This window comes from Rothia sp. HMSC065B04 (assembly GCF_001812285.1).
Classification (GTDB): Bacteria; Actinomycetota; Actinomycetes; order Actinomycetales; family Micrococcaceae; genus Rothia; species Rothia mucilaginosa.
On record NZ_KV808406.1, the window covers coordinates 20376 to 37400 of the forward strand.

Annotated in this window: 12 protein-coding genes, 2 tRNA genes and 1 rRNA gene; 14 read left to right on the forward strand and 1 reads right to left on the reverse strand. The window is 57.1% G+C overall.

Annotated elements, in window-relative coordinates:
- Positions 1-45: 45 nt before the first annotated feature.
- Positions 46-183 (reverse strand): 50S ribosomal protein L34, encoded by a 138-nt coding sequence (gene rpmH / locus HMPREF2845_RS00160; protein ID WP_049332235.1) that lies wholly within the window; start codon positions 181-183, stop codon positions 46-48.
- 569 nt (positions 184-752) lie between these two features.
- On the opposite strand from rpmH, the gene dnaA reads away from it, so the two are divergent.
- The 14 genes from dnaA to HMPREF2845_RS00230 all read left to right on the forward strand — a co-directional run bounded on the left by dnaA (position 753) and on the right by HMPREF2845_RS00230 (position 16902).
- Positions 753-2453 carry a chromosomal replication initiator protein DnaA gene (gene dnaA / locus HMPREF2845_RS00165; RefSeq protein ID WP_070633537.1) on the forward strand — a complete coding sequence of 567 codons (1701 nt, stop codon included), beginning with the start codon at positions 753-755 and terminating at the stop codon, positions 2451-2453.
- An 800-nt stretch (positions 2454-3253) separates the two neighbouring features.
- Positions 3254-4378, forward strand: coding sequence for a DNA polymerase III subunit beta (gene dnaN / locus HMPREF2845_RS00170; RefSeq protein WP_070633540.1), 1125 nt, complete (start codon positions 3254-3256; stop codon positions 4376-4378).
- 189 nt (positions 4379-4567) lie between these two features.
- Positions 4568-5809, forward strand: coding sequence for a DNA replication/repair protein RecF (gene recF, locus HMPREF2845_RS00175; RefSeq protein ID WP_070633542.1), 1242 nt, complete (start codon positions 4568-4570; stop codon positions 5807-5809).
- Positions 5802-6497 carry a DciA family protein gene (locus tag HMPREF2845_RS00180; protein WP_049346993.1) on the forward strand — a complete coding sequence of 232 codons (696 nt, stop codon included), beginning with the start codon at positions 5802-5804 and terminating at the stop codon, positions 6495-6497. The genes recF and HMPREF2845_RS00180 overlap by 8 nt, the downstream gene beginning before the upstream one ends.
- Before the next feature lie 415 nt (positions 6498-6912).
- Positions 6913-8949 carry a DNA topoisomerase (ATP-hydrolyzing) subunit B gene (gyrB, locus tag HMPREF2845_RS00185; RefSeq protein ID WP_070633545.1) on the forward strand — a complete coding sequence of 679 codons (2037 nt, stop codon included), beginning with the start codon at positions 6913-6915 and terminating at the stop codon, positions 8947-8949.
- Between the two features lie 79 nt (positions 8950-9028).
- On the forward strand, positions 9029-11659 hold the full coding sequence (gene gyrA / locus HMPREF2845_RS00190) for a DNA gyrase subunit A (RefSeq protein ID WP_070633547.1): 2631 nt from the start codon (positions 9029-9031) through the stop codon (positions 11657-11659).
- Positions 11659-12255, forward strand: a complete 597-nt coding sequence (locus tag HMPREF2845_RS00195) for a DUF3566 domain-containing protein (RefSeq protein ID WP_005504108.1) — start codon at positions 11659-11661, stop codon at positions 12253-12255. Before gyrA ends, HMPREF2845_RS00195 begins: the two co-directional genes overlap by 1 nt.
- Before the next feature lie 199 nt (positions 12256-12454).
- Positions 12455-12528: transfer RNA gene (locus tag HMPREF2845_RS00200), tRNA-Ile, on the forward strand.
- A gap of 144 nt (positions 12529-12672) precedes the next feature.
- Positions 12673-12745 (forward strand) — tRNA-Ala (locus tag HMPREF2845_RS00205).
- A 3-nt stretch (positions 12746-12748) separates the two neighbouring features.
- Positions 12749-12865, forward strand: a 5S ribosomal RNA gene (rrf, locus tag HMPREF2845_RS00210).
- Between the two features lie 593 nt (positions 12866-13458).
- Positions 13459-14685 carry an inorganic phosphate transporter gene (locus HMPREF2845_RS00215; RefSeq protein ID WP_070633551.1) on the forward strand — a complete coding sequence of 409 codons (1227 nt, stop codon included), beginning with the start codon at positions 13459-13461 and terminating at the stop codon, positions 14683-14685.
- A gap of 14 nt (positions 14686-14699) precedes the next feature.
- Entirely contained in the window at positions 14700-14993 is a 294-nt protein-coding gene (locus HMPREF2845_RS00220; RefSeq protein WP_065423854.1) for a hypothetical protein, read from the forward strand.
- A 50-nt stretch (positions 14994-15043) separates the two neighbouring features.
- Complete coding sequence (locus tag HMPREF2845_RS00225) at positions 15044-15496, forward strand: DUF3349 domain-containing protein (RefSeq protein ID WP_070633553.1); 453 nt, start codon at positions 15044-15046, stop codon at positions 15494-15496.
- 206 nt (positions 15497-15702) lie between these two features.
- The gene (locus HMPREF2845_RS00230) at positions 15703-16902 is read left to right on the forward strand and encodes an acetamidase (protein ID WP_246823231.1); all 1200 of its coding nucleotides are present in this window, start codon (positions 15703-15705) and stop codon (positions 16900-16902) included.
- Positions 16903-17025: the final 123 nt, after the last annotated feature.

Here is a 17025-nt window from a genome sequence, read left to right on the forward strand (position 1 = left end):
CCCCCGCCGATGCGTGTGCATCGGCGGGCGAACTATATGCCGTGATTAGGCCGAGAGCTTTGCGCGGCCCTTACCGCGGCGGTTCGACAGAATCGCGCGGCCTGCACGGGTACGCATACGCAGACGGAAGCCGTGCTTCTTAGCGCGACGGCGGTTGTTCGGCTGGAAAGTACGCTTGCTCATACTTTGTCTCCTTGATTTTTGCGGTTCGTGCCCTCACGGGTATCGGAACCGTACGCTTCTTGGTGCACGGAGGTACCGCGACTATTCGCAGTAGGCGGTGCACACACAACAGCACAACTTTAGAAGAGTGGAGGGCGTAAATCAAGTTCTTAACGCTTTTTTCCGCGTGATTCCGGGCTCGTTTGTGGCGTGGAGGCGGTGATTGCGGCGGGTGTACAGGCTGTGGAGACGCTACGTGATCTTGGGGTGTAAACCTGGGGATATTTGCGGCGGTACGGTATCCACCATGGTGCATATCCCACCCATACCTCCTACTATCAGCGAGTTATCCACACCCTTGAGCTTTTGGAGTTTTCCGCTAAATATCAGGGAAGAAGACCTGTTATACACTTAAATCCACCGCTTATCCACCTCTGTAATTACAAGTTTTCCACCGTGTGGAAAACTCTTGTGGATAACTTTCTCCCCCTGTGTATTAAGCGGGTAGAATCTTAATGACCTCGCGGTGGTTTCCGGCATGATTTCTTTACTGCACCACCGCTTCACATCGAGTGAAAGTAAAGAATTCCATGACCGACTCCCTTCAGGCGCGCTGGGCGCATCTGCTCTCCATTCTTGCCGCCGATCCGGCGGTGACGGCACGTCAGCGCGGTTTCGTGAATCTTGCGCAGCCTCAGGGATTGATGGGTTCTTCTCGCCTCATCATTGAGGTGCCGAATAAGCTCACCCGTGCGGTCTTTGAGGAGCAGATTAGCGCTTCGTTCCGTGCCGCTCTGCACGAGGCATTTGGCCCGTCGACTACCGCGCTTTTCGATGTGAATGAGTCGATGATTCCGGTTGAACCTGCAAGTCAGGATGTTTTCCATGGTGAGCGTGAGGTGCACGTTGAGCAGGCTCCTGCAGTCGCTCCAGCTGTTCCCGCACACCCCGAGGCGCCCGCCGGTTCGCGTGCTTTTGAGTACTACACCGAGCCGCATCCGGGCCCTGACCATTACGAGGTGCCCGCTGATGAGCAGGTCACTCGCCCCTCCCTGCAGGCTTTGGAGGCGGAGCGTGCCGGGTTCCCCTCCGCGCAGCAGCCCGCTCCGGCGGCTCCTGTCGCGGGTGCGCCGGCACCTCGCGAGTACCCGGCACCCACTTTCGTTCCGGAGGCCCCGGCGGTACCGGAGTCCCAGCAGGTGCATCCGCATGAAGACCCGGAAAATGCGCCGACTTGGGATAGCTCTGCCCGACTGAACCCGAACTACACCTTCGACACCTTCGTGATTGGTCAGTCCAACCGCTTTGCACACGCGAGCGCTTTCGCGGTGGCGGAGCAGCCCGGCATTGTCTACAACCCGCTGTTCATCTACGGCGGTTCGGGCCTGGGTAAGACCCACCTGCTGCACGCGATCGGCCACTACACCAAGTATCTGTACCCGAATTTGCGGGTGCGCTACGTGAATTCTGAGGAGTTCACGAATGACTTCATTAACTCGATCCGTGATGATGAGGGTTCGTCGTTCAAGCAGATTTACCGCAATGTTGACGTTCTTCTGATTGACGATATCCAGTTTTTAGCGGGTAAAGAGGCGACGATGGAGGAGTTCTTCCATACGTTTAACGCCCTGTACAACCACCAGAAGCAGATCGTGATTACCTCTGATTTGCCGCCGAAGCAGCTGACCGGTTTTGCTGAGCGTATGCGTTCGCGTTTTGGTTCGGGTCTGAATGTGGATGTGCAGCCTCCGGAGCTGGAGACTCGTATCGCGATTCTGCGGAAGAAGGCTCAGAACGAGATTTTGCCGGTGCGAGATGACGTCATGGAGTACATTGCTTCCCATGTCACGGCCAATATTCGCGAGTTGGAGGGCGCTCTGATTCGTGCGAGCGCTGCCGCCTCGATGAAGAAGCCGCCGGAGCCCATTACCCTGGCTGAGGCTGAGACCTATCTGAAGGATTTGCTCTCTGATACCGGTGGTGCGGAGATTACGTCGGCGCTGGTTTTGGCGACGGTGGCGAAGTATTTTGATGTGTCCATTGAGGATATGCAGTCGAAGTCTCGCACCCGTACGCTCACGAATGCGCGCCAGGTGGCGATGTATCTTCTGCGTGAGCTGACCGAGATGTCCCTGCCGCGTATTGGTAACGATTTGGGCGGCCGCGACCATACGACGGTGATGCACGCGGTGCGTAAGGTGAGCGCACAGATGGCGGAGCGTCAAACGATTTTCAATCAGGTGACTGAGCTGACGAATTTGATTCGCCAGGAGCAGCGCGCCGCCGGCTAGATGTGCTTTTATTCCTGTCCCGTAGCTTATTTTGTGCCTCGACTAGGTGTTTTATAGGCTTCGGGGCAGGGGCTTCACGCTGGATCCAAGATTTTAGCGACTCTGAAAGCTAGATTTTTGGGGTGTGGATAAGCTGTGCTTTAACTCATGCGTTCGTGTGGATGTTAAGTGCATGAATATTCAAAAGGTGTGGAATTGAGGAAATGTATAAATATCCATACACAATGCATCCTCAGCATTGAGTGGTTTCTTCCACTTAATGTCCACAGGCTACTTCCGTGTCATTGCAGGCAAGGAAGGGGTTTTCCACCGTTTCCACAAGCGTTAACAATACTACTGTACTTAAAGAAAAATCCTCCCCATAACAAGTAGTTCTGCTCGACCAACCGAGCTGGTTCAGATTTTTCTGTGTGCCCCTACTGAAAATGTAGATTTTCGCGGATTTGGATCGATAGCTGCACGCTATCTCTGGGGTTGGATGTGAGGGTTGGGTTTGAAGAAGAAACCAACACCGAACCATCACCTAATTCGAACCTGTTTTCGACTGGATTTGATGCACCTTCCGCCTATCTTTGTAATTACAAAAATACAGCAGCCCTACATGCCTCATCTCACCCGATTTTTCGCTGCAGGAGCGACCTCTGTGTCTCTGTGTAATTACAAAATCCGGTAGGATGGATAGACGCGCGCGCGGGAAGATGTACTGCGCACCAGAGCACGCGATATTTCCGGCTCTTTCGCCCATAAGCTTTACGTGCGCCCCAAAATGACTCTCCAATTCCGTGAAAGGCGCCTTCTCGATGAAATTCACCGTTGAACGCGATGTCCTTGCCGAAGCAGTCGGCTGGACGGCACGCTCACTTCCGCTGCGTCCCACCTCCCCCGTACTCAACGGTCTGCTGATTACCGCCTCCGCAGGTGAGGTCAGCATCGCAAGCTTCGATCACGAGACCAGCGCCCGCCAGGTCATCGCAGCTGACGTTGAATCAGAAGGCATTTGCCTGGTTCCCGGCAAGATTCTGGCTGAAATTTGCCGCTCCCTGCCGAACGCACCTGTCGAGTTCACCGCAGATGAGTCCGTGATTCGTATTCACTGCCGTTCCGCTAACTTCCAGCTCGCTGGCATGCCGGTCGTGGACTACCCCGAGCTTCCCGAGCTTCCCGAAATTTCCGGTACCGTGGACGGCGCCGAATTCGCTGAAGCCGTCAAGCAGGTTCAGATTGCGGTGTCCAAGGATGAGACCCTGCCGCTGCTGACCGGTATCCGCGTCGAAATCAACGGCGACACCATGACCCTGCTCGCCACCGACCGCTACCGCCTGGCAATGCGCGAAATCAAGTGGAACCCGACCAACCCTGACGTTCAGGCGGCTGTGCTGCTGAAGGCTAAGACCGTCTCTGAGGTCGGTAGCACCCTCTCCGGTTCCGGCGATCTGTCTATCGCCCTGCCCGCAGCGGGCGAGCTGATCGGCTTCGCAGCGGGTACCCGCCGCACCACCAGCGTTCTGATGGACGGCGACTACCCCAATATCCGTGCGCTGTTCCCCGAGCAGACCCCGATTCACGCGGTGGTTCGCACCTCCGACCTGGCTGAGGCTGCTCGCCGTATCTCCCTCGTGGCGGAGCGCAACACTCCCCTGCGTCTGAAGTTCACTCAGGGTTCGGTTGCTATTGATGCCGGCCGCGGTGATGAGGCTCAGGCTTCCGAGACTCTGCAGGCTCACCTGTCCGGTGATGACATCACCGTTGCGTACAACCCCGCCTACCTCTCGGATGGTTTGAAGGTTTTCGGTACTGAGTTCGTTCGTTTCTCCTTCACCGATGCGCCGAAGCCCGCCGTGATTTCCGGTCAGGACGAGCCGCTGGCTGAGGATGACCGCAACTACCGTTACCTGCTGATGCCGGTTCGCCTGCCGTCGAACTAGTTTCAGCGTCGCTACCCCGCACGTCTTTCGGTGCCCTATGCATCGTGGGTATGTGCGGGGTTGCGCTGTTTTTTCTGTGCTCATCCGTGCGGAAAACCACAGTATTTTGGCCTGCGCACTGTGCCCGCCAGCTGGCGCTGTGAACCCCTGCGACCCCGTATGTGAAACCCCGTGAAAGGAGCTGCTCCGGTGTATATTGACCATATTTCGTTGTTGGATTACCGTACCTACGCCCTGCTGAGCCTGCCTCTTTCGGCGGGAGTTACGGTGTTTCTGGGCTCTAATGGTGTGGGGAAAACCAATATTGTTGAGGCAATCGACTATGCGGCGTCGCTCTCTTCGCACCGTGTGAGCCATGACGGGCCGCTGGTTCGAGCGGGTGCTTCGCGCGCCTATATTCGCACCCGTACGGTGCGCGGTTCGCAGCAGACAGTGACCGAGTTTGAGATTGCTCCGGGGCAGAGTAATCGGGTGCGCATTAATCGTGCCGCGCCAGTGCGCGCCAAGGAGGCGCTGGGCATTGCCCGCACGGTGCTGTTTTCCCCGGAGGATCTGCAACTGGTGAAGGGGGATCCCGCCGGTCGTCGTCGTTTTGTGGATGATTTGGCCAGCTCTTTGCGTCCGGTGGTTGCTGGCTACCGTAGCGAGTACGAGCGGATTTTGCGGCAGCGTAATTCACTGCTGAAATCCATGCAGCGTAAGGCGCGGGACGAGAACGCCTTGAGCACGCTCTCGGTATGGGATGAGCAGCTGTCGACTCTGGGTGCTCAGCTGCTTTCAGCGCGTTTTCGTCTGTTACAGCGTTTTTTGCCGCAGCTTCGCCGCGCCTACACGGGGCTGACAGACGGCTCTAAAGAGGTTGGTTTCAACTATGAGTCGACTGTTTTTTCGAGCATGGGCGAGCGCTCAATCGAGCATGCGGCACTGATGCGCATTGAGGATCTCAAGGAGGCTTTGATGCGTGGTTTTACGGAGCGCCGACGCGACGAGATTGAGCGTGGCGTGACCCTGGTGGGTCCGCACCGTGAGGATATTACCCTGCTGCTCGGTGGCATGCCGGTGAAGCATTTTGCCTCGCACGGCGAGAGCTGGTCTTTTGCTCTGGCTCTGAAGTTGGCGTCCTGGTTTGTGCATGTTGAGGATGACTCCTCGGCGGGTTCTTCGCCGATTCTGATTCTTGATGATGTGTTTGCGGAGCTTGATTCTGCGCGCCGCCACCGCCTGGGTGCGATGGTCGCCAACGCGGAGCAGGTGCTGATTACCTGCGCAGTACTTAGCGATATTCCGGAGGAGCTGGGCGACTACCGCCTGGTGTCGGTGACGGCGGGGCACGCCGAGTATGTGCAACCCGCCGGCGACTCTGTCACTGACTCTGTGGGGCAGTCGAACTCGACCGTTTCTGCGCTCGCGGAAGGTGGCGGCGATGAGTAGCCCCGTCCACCCTCAAAACCATGTTTCACGTGAAACATTCGATGAGTTCGCGGAATCGCAGTTTGCGGAGCCTCAAAACCCGCACGAGGTTGACGGCGTGGATGAGTTCTACCGTGACGAGGTGGACGCCCCCTCCGCCCTGCTAACCCGCATGCGAGTGGCGGCTCAAGAACGCGGCGAGGCGCCCCTGAATGTCTTCTCGGCGAATAAAATCATGCGTGATTTTGGGGCGGTCATGTCCGGTGCCGCCTCGAAGAAGAAATCGCGGCGAGCGCAGGGCTGGGATCCCCGCGTCATGGGTGGCTATAGCGGCCCCGGAGAGAGCTCTCGCGACCCCAAACCCCTCGGCGGCATCGTCAGCGCCCTGATTCGTTCTCGCGGCTGGAAAGAGCCTGTGGCGGTCTCTAGCGTGCTGGCTCGCTGGGCTGAGCTCGTGGGCCCTGAAATCGCGGCACACACCCGCCCTATCAGCTTCGAAAACTCCATTGTTGAAGTCCAGTGCGACTCTACCGCCTGGACGACTCAGCTGCGCCTGATGCACGGGCACCTCATTGAACTTTTCCGCCGCGAATTGGGTGATGGTGTCGTGGCTCAGGTTCGCGTGCTGGGTCCGAACAACGGACGCTGGAATCAGCGAGGCTATCGGCGTGCCACAGGTATGCGCGGTGTGCGCGACACCTACGGGTAGCCTTCTGGGCGCCTCTGGCTCTCGATCACCTGCTGATTGAACGGTGTTAGGTCAAAATAAGCTTTTTTCTGCACGCTATGAAAGCTATAGAATCGCCGGCAACCCCCACGAGGCTGTGAACTGTACCCCCTACCTCAAGAGGGGGTTGAACCACTCTAAACCGCCTTTGCGGGCTTTTGAGCGGGTGATAGCTCTCAAAAAGCTCAATAAATGACGCCCGTAGATGGTTTTATGCTCTCTTGCTCGGTAAAATAAAAGAGACAATGCGTAAAGTGTGCCCACCTATGGGCACCACCGGCAACGCGGGTTGTACGGGCACTTTCTTGTGCCCTCTGTGAGGCGTTCTAGGCTCCCCTCTGAGCGGCCCGCCATTTTTCTTCGCCGGTTGCATCATCTACTCAAGGAGTTCTGCCTCGTGGCATCTGAACAGAATGCATCTGAACAGCAGCATGAATACGGTGCATCCGATATTACCGTGCTGGAAGGTCTGGAAGCGGTTCGCAAGCGCCCCGGCATGTACATTGGCTCGACCACTGAGCGCGGTCTGCACCACCTGGTCTACGAGGTTGTAGATAACTCGGTTGACGAGGCGCTCGCCGGTTACGCCTCCAAAATTGACGTGACCATTCAGGCTGATGGTGCTGTTCGCGTAGAGGATGATGGCCGCGGTATTCCCGTGGATGAGCACCCCACCGAGCACAAGTCCACTGTTGAGGTCGTCATGACCGTGCTGCACGCTGGCGGTAAGTTTGGCGGCGGCGGCTACTCTGTTTCTGGTGGTCTGCACGGTGTGGGTATCTCCGTGGTGAACGCGCTGTCCACCCGCGTGATTACCGAGGTGCACCGCCAGGGCTACGCATGGCACATTTCTTTCTCTAATGGCGGTGTGCCGGACGGCCCCCTGCGTAAGGGTGAACCGTCCGATAAGACCGGTACCATTCAGACCTTCTACCCGGACCCCGAGATTTTCGAGACCGTCGAGTTCGACTTTGAGACTCTGCGCGCCCGTTTCCAGCAGATGGCGTTCCTGAACAAGGGCCTGACCATCACCCTGACCGATGAGCGCGAGAAGTTCGTCGGTGACGAGGTCGCTGAAGAGAGCGAAAAGAAGGAAAACATCCTCAACCGCGTGCACGCGAACGCTGAGGGTTTCACGACTGTCACCTACCGTTACGACAACGGCCTGTTCGACTACGTACACTTCCTCAACGCAGGCGCGAAGACCATTGTGAACGAGGAGATTGTCTCCTTCGAAGCCGAAGACACTGAGCGCAATATGAGCCTGGAAGTGGCGATGCAGTGGACCGGTGCCTACAAGGAATCCGTCTACTCGTACGCGAACACGATTAACACCCACGAGGGCGGTACCCACGAAGAGGGTTTCCGTGCCGCTCTGACCTCGTTGGTGAACCGTTACGCGCGTGAGAACAAGCTGCTGCGCGATAAGGACGATAACCTCACCGGTGAAGACGTGCGTGAGGGCCTGACCGCGGTGATTTCGATTAAGATTTCTGAGCCGCAGTTCGAGGGCCAGACCAAGACCAAGCTGGGTAACTCGGAGGCTAAGTCCTTCACCCAGCGTGAGGTGAACGACCACCTTGGCGACTGGTTCGGTCGTAACCCCGCGGTGGCGAAGGATATTGTGCGCCGCGCAATCACTGCCGCTCAGGCGCGTATTGCAGCTCGTAAGGCACGCGAGACGACCCGCCGTAAGGGCCTGCTGGAGACCAGCTCCATGCCCGGTAAGCTCAAGGACTGCTCCTCGAAGGACCCGTCGATCTCTGAGATTTACCTGGTGGAGGGTGACTCCGCGGGTGGTTCGGCTGTTCAGGGTCGCAACCCGAACACTCAGGCTATTCTGCCGCTACGCGGTAAGATCCTGAACGTTGAGCGCGCTCGCCTGGACCGTGCCCTGTCCAACGCTGAAATTCAGGCGATGATTACCGCTTTTGGTACCGGCATCGGTGATGACTTCGATATTGAGAAGGCACGCTACCACAAAATCGTTCTGATGGCGGATGCGGACGTTGACGGCCAGCACATTACGACTCTGTTGCTGACTCTGCTCTTCCGCTTCATGCGTCCGCTGATTGAGGCTGGCTACGTGTATCTGGCTCAGCCGCCGCTGTACCGCATCAAGTGGTCGAACGCTCCGCACGACTACGTGTACTCGGACGCTGAGCGTGATGAGGCTCTGGCTCGTGGTGCTGCGAAGAACCTGCGCCTGCCCAAGGATAACGGTATTCAGCGTTACAAGGGTCTGGGCGAGATGGACTACACCGAGCTGTGGGATACCACCATGGATCCGGCTCGCCGCACCCTGCTACAGGTGAAGATGGAAGATGCAGCAGCGGCTGACCAGATCTTCTCTGTTCTGATGGGCGAGGACGTTGAGGCTCGCCGTGAGTTTATCCAGCAGAACGCAAAGGACATTCGATTCCTCGATATCTAGCATGAAACGACATATGTCCCGTATGGAATATGTCAAATGAGCTATATAGCCGAGCGAGTCATTGAGGAATGAGAAAGTAATGAGCGAAGAACAGCAGAATAAATCCGCTGAGGTTGACGTAGTCAGCAACGGTGGCGCTGAAAGCGTAGACCACCACGGTCACATTGAACAGGTGGACCTGCAGACTGAAATGCAGCGTTCCTACCTGGACTACGCAATGGCGGTTATTATTGGCCGCGCCCTGCCGGATGTGCGTGACGGCCTCAAGCCCGTGCACCGCCGCGTGATCTACGCGATGTACGACGGCGGCTACCGCCCGGACCGATCCTTCAATAAGTGCGCCCGCGTGGTCGGCGACGTGATGGGTCAGTTCCACCCCCACGGCGATAGGGCTATCTACGACACTCTGGTGCGTCTGATTCAGAGCTGGATTATGCGTTACCCGCTGGCTCTGGGTCAGGGTAACTTCGGCTCCCCCGGTAACGACGGTGCTGCAGCGCCTCGATACACCGAGACCAAGATGGCTCCCATTGCTCTTGAGATGGTGCGTGACATCAACGAAGACACCGTTGATTTCCAGCCCAACTATGACGGCAAGTCCCTGGAGCCTACCGTTCTACCCGCGCGCATCCCGAACCTGCTGGTCAACGGTTCTTCGGGTATTGCTGTGGGTATGGCGACCAATATTCCGCCGCATAACCTGCGTGAGGTTGCCGAGGGTGTGGAGTGGTTCCTGAAGAACCCGCACGCCACCAACGAGGAGCTGCTAAACGCTCTGATGGCGCGCATTAAGGGCCCCGATTTCCCGACCGGTGCGCAGATTCTGGGCACCAAGGGCATTGAGGATGCGTACCGTACTGGCCGCGGCTCTATCACCATGCGCGCGGTGGTCAACGTGGAGGAAATCCACGGTCGTACCTGCCTGGTGGTTACCGAGCTGCCGTACCAGGCGAACCCGGATAACCTGGCGATTAAGATTGCTGAGCTCATCAAGGACGGTAAGGTCACCGGCATCGCGGATCTGCGCGATGAGACTTCGGGCCGTACCGGTCAGCGTCTGGTGATTGTGCTCAAGCGTGATGCTTCCCCGAAGGTTGTGCTGAACAACCTGTACAAGCACACCCAGTTGCAGGAGAACTTCTCCGCGAATATGCTCGCCATTGTGGATGGCGTGCCGCGTACCCTGTCCCTGGATGCGTTTGTGCGTCACTGGGTGGATCACCAGATGGACGTTATCGTTCGTCGTACCCGTTACCGTCTGCGTCAGGCGGAGGAAGAGGCGCACATCCTGCGTGGCCTGCTGAAGGCTCTGGATGCTCTGGATGAGGTTATTGCCCTGATTCGCCGCTCCCCCACTGCTGATGAGGCGCGTAGCGGCCTGATGGAGTTCCTGCAGATTGATGAGGCTCAGGCTCAGGCAATTCTGAACATGCAGCTGCGTCGTTTGGCTGCTTTGGAGCGTCAGAAGATTCAGGATCGTCACGATGAGCTGATGCGCATGATCGCTGAGTACAACGCGATTATTGCTTCGGAGACTCGCCAGCGCGAGATTATCTCTGAGGAGCTGGGCGAGATTGTGAACCGCTACGGCGATGAGCGTCGCACCCAGATTATGTACGGCTACAACGGCGACATGTCCATGGAAGACCTCATCCCCGAGGAAGAGGTCGTGGTTACGATTACTCGCGGCGGCTACATTAAGCGCACCCGCAGTGATCAGTACCGTAGCCAGCACCGCGGCGGTAAGGGCATTAAGGGTGCCTCGCTGCGCGGTGATGACGTGGTGGAGCACTTCTTTGTGACCACTACGCACAGCTGGATTCTGTTCTTCACGAACCTGGGTCGCGTGTACCGTGCGAAGGGTTACGAGCTGCAGGAAGCCGGTCGTGACGCGAAGGGTCAGCACATTGCGAACCTGCTGGAGTTCCAGGGCGGTGAGCATATTGCTCAGGTCATGGAGCTGAAGAGCTACGAGGATGCTGAGTACCTGGTGCTTGCTACTCGCGGTGGCATGGTGAAGAAGAGCCGTCTGAGCGATTACGATACGAACCGTACTGCCGGCCTGATTGCGATTAACCTGCGTGAGGGCGATGAGGTTGTTTCGGCGTTCACCGTTTCGGATAAGGACGATATTCTGCTGGTGTCGCGTAACGGTATGTCGCTGCGCTTCCACGCTGATGATGCGTCGTTGCGCCCGATGGGTCGTTCGACCTCGGGTGTGACCGGTATGAAGTTCCGTGAGGGCGATGAGCTGATTTCTGCGAACGTGGTTACTGAGGGCTCCTTCGTCTTCGTGGTCACTGAGGGTGGTTACGCGAAGCGTACGAGCGTGGATGAGTACCGCGTGCAGGGCCGTAACGGTTTCGGCATTAAGGTTGCTAAGCTAGTTGAGGATCGTGGCGCCCTGGTGAGTGGCCTCATCGTGGACGAAGAGGACGAGGTGCTGGTGGTTATGGCCAGCGGCAAGGTCGTTCGTTCGAATGTGAATGAGGTTCCTGCGAAGGGACGCGATACTATGGGTGTTATCTTTGCAAAGCCCGGTAAGGGCGATTCTATTATTGGTGTTGCACGCAACCAGGATCGTCAGCTGGATGATAGCGACGATGAAACCACTGAGAACACCGAGGCTTCGGAGTCTTCTGAGGCGCCCGGTACGGACAACGAGGGTGAAGCGGCGGCTGCCGATCTCACCGCTACTGGAGGTAACTAATGAGCAGCACTCCCGCGAGCTCCTCTCCTGCGTCGGCACAGCGTTCGGCGTCGGCTGGCGCTTCTAAGTCTTCGGGTGCGGCTAAGGCTGGCGCGCGTCGCCCGGCTCAGTCGCGTTCGGGCCAGGCTCGTCCTGGCGGTACCGCTAAGCGTCCTGCCGGCAAGCGCCCTGTAAACGCTAAGCGTCCGACCGGTTCGCGCCGTCAGCTGGTGCGTCCGGCGCCGCGTTCGAAGATTCGTCGTGCGCGTCTGGTGGTTCAGAAGGTTGATACGTGGTCGGTTGCTAAGCTGATCTTCCTGCTGTCTATTGCCCTGGGTATCGTGACCGTCGTGGCTTCGGTGATTCTCTGGCTGTTCCTGCAGGCTTCTGGCGCGTTTACCGGTGTGAACCAGCTGATTAGCTCGCTGGGTACCGGTTCGACCACTGTGGATATTTCGCAGATGATTTCGCTGGGTCAGGTTGCTTTGGTGACTACTATTTTTGCTGTGGTCAACACTGTGGTCTTTACTCTGCTGGGTATGATTGGCGCGATTCTGTACAACCTGGCTGCGAAGCTGGTTGGTGGCGTGACCTTGACTCTGAGCGATGAGTCCTAGTTTGTAGCTTTTGAGCTTTGTGTGCGGGCGGTGCTGTCTCTGGTGGAGGCGGTGCCGCCCGTTCTGCATGCCCCGCTCTGTATGCTCGGGAACCCCCCAATATTAAAGTGTGATGCAGAACATACTTTTTCGATTTGGTGTTGCCTGCAAACACCTGTATAGTTATATCTCGTTCTACGGAAGAAATTCCGCAGAGGGAGGGCGTATAGCTCAGACGGTTAGAGCGCTTCGCTGATAACGAAGAGGTCCCAAGTTCGATTCTTGGTACGCCCACTCCACACTATGAAAGGCAATAATGAAGAAATTATTGATTCTTGCTGTTCTTTCGTGTGTCACTGTGATGGTTCTGAAAAAGTATCAGAGCAATGAAGTCGTAAAGGCTTGGAAAAATAACTAAACAGTGGTTTCCGCTGAGACGGGGGCGTGGCGCAATTGGTAGCGCATCTGCTTTGCAAGCAGAGGGTTAGGGGTTCGAGTCCCCTCGCCTCCACTTTCCGGTGATTATAGCAAGAGGGAAACGCCTGGTTCCATTCCGAACCCAGAAGCTAAGACTCTTCGCGCCGATGGTACTGCACTTTTGTGGGTGTGGGAGAGTAGGTCATCGCCGGTTTATTTTTAAAGAAGACCCCGTATCGAAAGATACGGGGTCTTTTATTGTATTCGCTGATGCGAGTGGCAGATTCGGCATGGGCGCCTCGTGAAGCTGGCGTATTGTGCGCGCTACGAATTGGCAGCTGGGGCTGTTCCTTCTCGACGCTCAAGCGTGCGCCGCTATAGAAAACCAGCTACCGCAGAGAACTTGCGCCGCCGAAACCCCAGTACTGTAACCCCAGTGCCGCAAAAACCCACAGGGGCATCCTGTACGGGTAGCTCGGCGACCTAAATGAGGTCTGAATAATAAAGGTGTGTCACAAAAAGAAAGCTGGGAGGTTCCTGAAAGTGAACACTTGGTGAACACACTTTATCCTCTTGATGGATATAATCACCCCTCTCCCCCGCACTCTCGCATAAGCCACATAAACCAACTTAAGCATTCCGATAGGTGCACCCTTTTTTCCGCGGAATATCGGGAGAGTTTCCCCTAAAATATGGGCTCTATAGTAAAACCCTCATAAAAACCTGCTCAATACCGTGGGTTTATCTGTTATTTCGTGTTAATTCGGAATACTTTAGATTTCACGAAAACCGACAGATAATTTTCTTGTGACTACAGAACTCATTATTCTCGTGATCGTGGTGCTTACCGCGCTCGCCTTCGACTTTACGAATGGCTTCCACGACACCGGTAACGCGATGGCAACCTCCATCGCCACCGGTGCACTGAAGCCTAAGACCGCCGTGGCGCTGTCTGCGTCCCTGAACCTTGTCGGCGCGTTCCTCTCTGTTGAGGTGGCGCGTTCGGTCGGTAGCGGCATCGTGAACCTGGACCGTATCGATGTAACAACGGACGGTCCGGCGCTGATGCTTATCGTCTTTACCGGTCTGGTGGGCGGTATCCTCTGGAACGTTTTGACCTGGCTTCTGGGTCTTCCCTCATCCTCGTCGCACGCTCTGTTTGGTGGCCTGATTGGTTCGGCTATTGTCGCGATTGGCTTTGACGGCGTGCAGTGGATGGGCGTTCTGTCCAAGATTATTGTTCCCGCGGTCCTCTCCCCCGTCATTGCGGCTATTGTGGCGGCAACCGGCACTTGGCTGGTATACCGTATTGCTGCCCCGGTGGCTGACGACCGTAAGCACGGCGGCTTCCGTAAAGGACAGGTTGCGACCGCATCCCTGATGTCTCTGGCGCACGGTACTAACGATGCGCAGAAGACCATGGGCGTGATCTTCCTGGCTCTGGTTGCCTCGGGCGCTCTGAGCAACGATGACGCGATCCCCCTGTGGGTGAAGGCTTCCTGCGCTATCGCTATTGCTCTGGGTACTTACCTGGGTGGCTGGCGCATTATCCGCACCCTCGGTAAGGGTATCGTTGAGGTAGACACCCCGCAGGGTGTTGCTGCTGATGGTGCATCCGCCGCGATTATTCTGACCTCCTCCCACTTCGGTATGGCACTGTCCACCACTCACGTGGCATCCGGTTCGATTCTGGGTAGTGGCCTGGGCCGTAAGGGTGCTGAGGTTCGCTGGTCTGTTGCTGGCCGCATGGTGGTTGCTTGGCTGATTACTCTGCCGGCTGCCGCAATTGTGGGTGCTCTGACCTGGCTGATTGGTCACGGCCTGAACGCTCTGACCGGCACCCAGTTCGTTGGCGAGCTGACCGTGTTCGCGCTGCTGATTATCTTCTGCTTCCTGATGTGGCGTCATTCCCAGAAGGACAACATTGACGCTTCGAACGTGACTGGCGACTGGGATGAAGAGGAAGGCGCTGCAGTCACCAGCGCTGACGCATCCGCAGAGCAGACTCTTGCTACTGAGAAGGCAGGTTCGTAGCCGTGGAATATCTGATGGACATTGTGAACAAGGTTATTCCGGTGCTGATTGCCGGTCTGTTCTTTGGTGCGGGCCTTCCGGCGCTGTATGCTCTGGGTCTGCGTCTGCTGGCTGGCCGTACCGAGTACACTGCGGACGGTAAGCTCGTTGAAATTGAGCCTCCGGGAACGGTGGCGAAGATTGCCGCGTCTTGCATTTTTGCTATTATCGTAGCAATCGTAATCATCGGTATTCTCTGGGTCGCTAAGGACTTTATCGACCACACTTTCGGCTGGAATATCTTCGGCGTAACCGGTGGAGGCCACTAATCCCGTGAACACTAAATTGCATATGATGACTGCTTCGAAGGAGGGGCTCGATGCCTGATAAGAGCATAATCTCTCGAGTAATCGACTGGCTGAGCGTCGGGTATCCCAAGGATGTTCCGGTGCAGGACCGCGCGGCAGTGATGGCTATTTTGAAGATGCGTCTGACCGATGAGCAGCTGCAGGAAGTTGTTCGCCAGCTCATGCAGTCTCGTGCTGCTCGTGGCGAGGCGTACGTGAGCGACCAGCGCATTAACGAGTACATTCGTCGAGTGGTGGATCATACCCCGACCCCGCAGGATATTGACCGCGTCGCTAAGATTCTGGGTGCGCACGGCTTCCTGATTGCGGAGAACCACGTGAACGAGGACGCTGAGCCTACGACTGGCGGTACCGAGTACGTGACCTACGACGATCCGACGACCGGCGAGATCCGTATTGCTGAGTTGGCTGCTGAATCGGCTAATATTCCGGCTCCGAATGCTACGGCTGCGCAGGATAACTAAATAGCCTGCGGTGAGGGTTGAGAGCTCTCATGAAGTTTGTGACCTATGGGGTGGACTGAGTCCACCCCATAGGTTTTCTTTATGCCCTTCGAATGATGCGCAGCGGGTTGTCGGCATGTGCATGGGTGCGGGCGGTATTCTAGAGGGACTTCACTCCCCTCAAACCGTTGGTGGGCTTTGCGCTCGCCCTGCATCATGGAGATTCTGTGTCTTCTTCCCCTTCTTTGGAACCCGAGAACTCTCACATTCCCGATACTTCTACCCGGGGAGCCTCTCAGGGCTCTTCTGAGGCGGCATCCGTTGCCGCTGAGGACTCTGTGGCTAAGACCCCTTCTACCCGCGTCGATGCCGCTAAAGAGGCTATCGCCGGGCAGGCGCGCCGCCTCGTGGTGCCCCGCCGTTCCCTGCTTCTGACCGGCGGCGTGGTTGCCGCCGCCGGGGTGCTTGCCGCAATGCCGCAGATTGCCGCCACCGGTGTGCTGGGCGAGGATGCGGCGGCGGTGGTTTCAAACGAGAAGCTGCTGGCACGCCGTGAGCGTCTGGTTCGCGAGAATATTGATACCCGCTACCTGAAGATTGAGTCGCTGGGGCGTATCTATGTGGGTAAGGGGCGTAGTGAACAGGACCTGCGCCTGGTGGGTTCTTTCTCCCTCACGGAGGTGGCACAGGCCGATTTGGCGGCGGCCGCTACGGCTCTGACGAACCTGTCCGTTTACGGTTCTCTGCATCGGCTGAGCGTCACCTACGGTGGCGTGGACTCGGCGAATGACCCACAGAACGTTGCTAACACCGCTACGGATGCTCCGGTGAGCCCGCTGCGCGTCAATGATTCGGCGACCCTGAAAGAAGAGCAGTGGCTGAAGGTGCTGACCGCTAACGCGGCGTTGGGAACTAATGTGAGCTATGCGCAGGTGGGTCTGCTGGCGGATGAGTTGCGCCTGAATGCCGTTGTGATTGATGAGAACTATGAATCCCTGCTGAAGCGTTTCCGCTCCCTGGCTGAGCTGGATCTGAAGAACGAGCGGGTGCAGCAGATTCACCTGAATATTCAGTTGGCTCCGGAGAAGGCAGTAACCCTGCCCTCGGGTGCGCAGTCGAAGGTTTCGGTGAGTGTTGCGGAGTCTTCGCGTGTGGCAACGGTGGCTGATGTGCTATCGAAGGCCGCCACGAGGAAGGAGCTGAATACCCTGGCATCGTTCTCGCTGGTGTGGAATGCCCGTGAAAAGTACCCCTCAGCGAGCCAGTGGGATGCTTTCAAGCTGGGCTTCAAGGGACCGGAGTCGAAGGAGGAGTCCGCGAAGGAGGCGCAACGTACCGCGATTCGTAAATATCTGCAGGAGGTTAGCGTCCCCCTGCAGGCTCTGACGAAGCGGGAGGCGACAGTGCCGGGTGAGGTGATTACCTAAACCCATCAGTAATGTGATGGGTCTAACTAAAAAAATATGCATGAGGATTTGGTGAAGCCGCAAAAGGTGTTATAGACTAGTAGAGCACCACGGGGGCGTGGCGCAATTGGTAGCGCATCTGCT

Excerpts from the sequence above, each read along its gene's own strand:
- gyrA (WP_070633547.1), top strand. The coding sequence starts at position 9,029 with ATGAGCGAAGAACAGCAGAATAAATCCGCTGAGGTTGACGTAGTCAGC.
- HMPREF2845_RS00225 (WP_070633553.1), top strand. The coding sequence starts at position 15,044 with ATGCCTGATAAGAGCATAATCTCTCGAGTAATCGACTGGCTGAGCGTC.
- HMPREF2845_RS00220 (WP_065423854.1), top strand. The coding sequence starts at position 14,700 with ATGGACATTGTGAACAAGGTTATTCCGGTGCTGATTGCCGGTCTGTTC.
- rpmH (WP_049332235.1), bottom strand. The coding sequence starts at position 183 with ATGAGCAAGCGTACTTTCCAGCCGAACAACCGCCGTCGCGCTAAGAAG.
- HMPREF2845_RS00180 (WP_049346993.1), top strand. The coding sequence starts at position 5,802 with ATGAGTAGCCCCGTCCACCCTCAAAACCATGTTTCACGTGAAACATTC.
- dnaN (WP_070633540.1), top strand. The coding sequence starts at position 3,254 with ATGAAATTCACCGTTGAACGCGATGTCCTTGCCGAAGCAGTCGGCTGG.
- dnaA (WP_070633537.1), top strand. The coding sequence starts at position 753 with ATGACCGACTCCCTTCAGGCGCGCTGGGCGCATCTGCTCTCCATTCTT.
- HMPREF2845_RS00195 (WP_005504108.1), top strand. The coding sequence starts at position 11,659 with ATGAGCAGCACTCCCGCGAGCTCCTCTCCTGCGTCGGCACAGCGTTCG.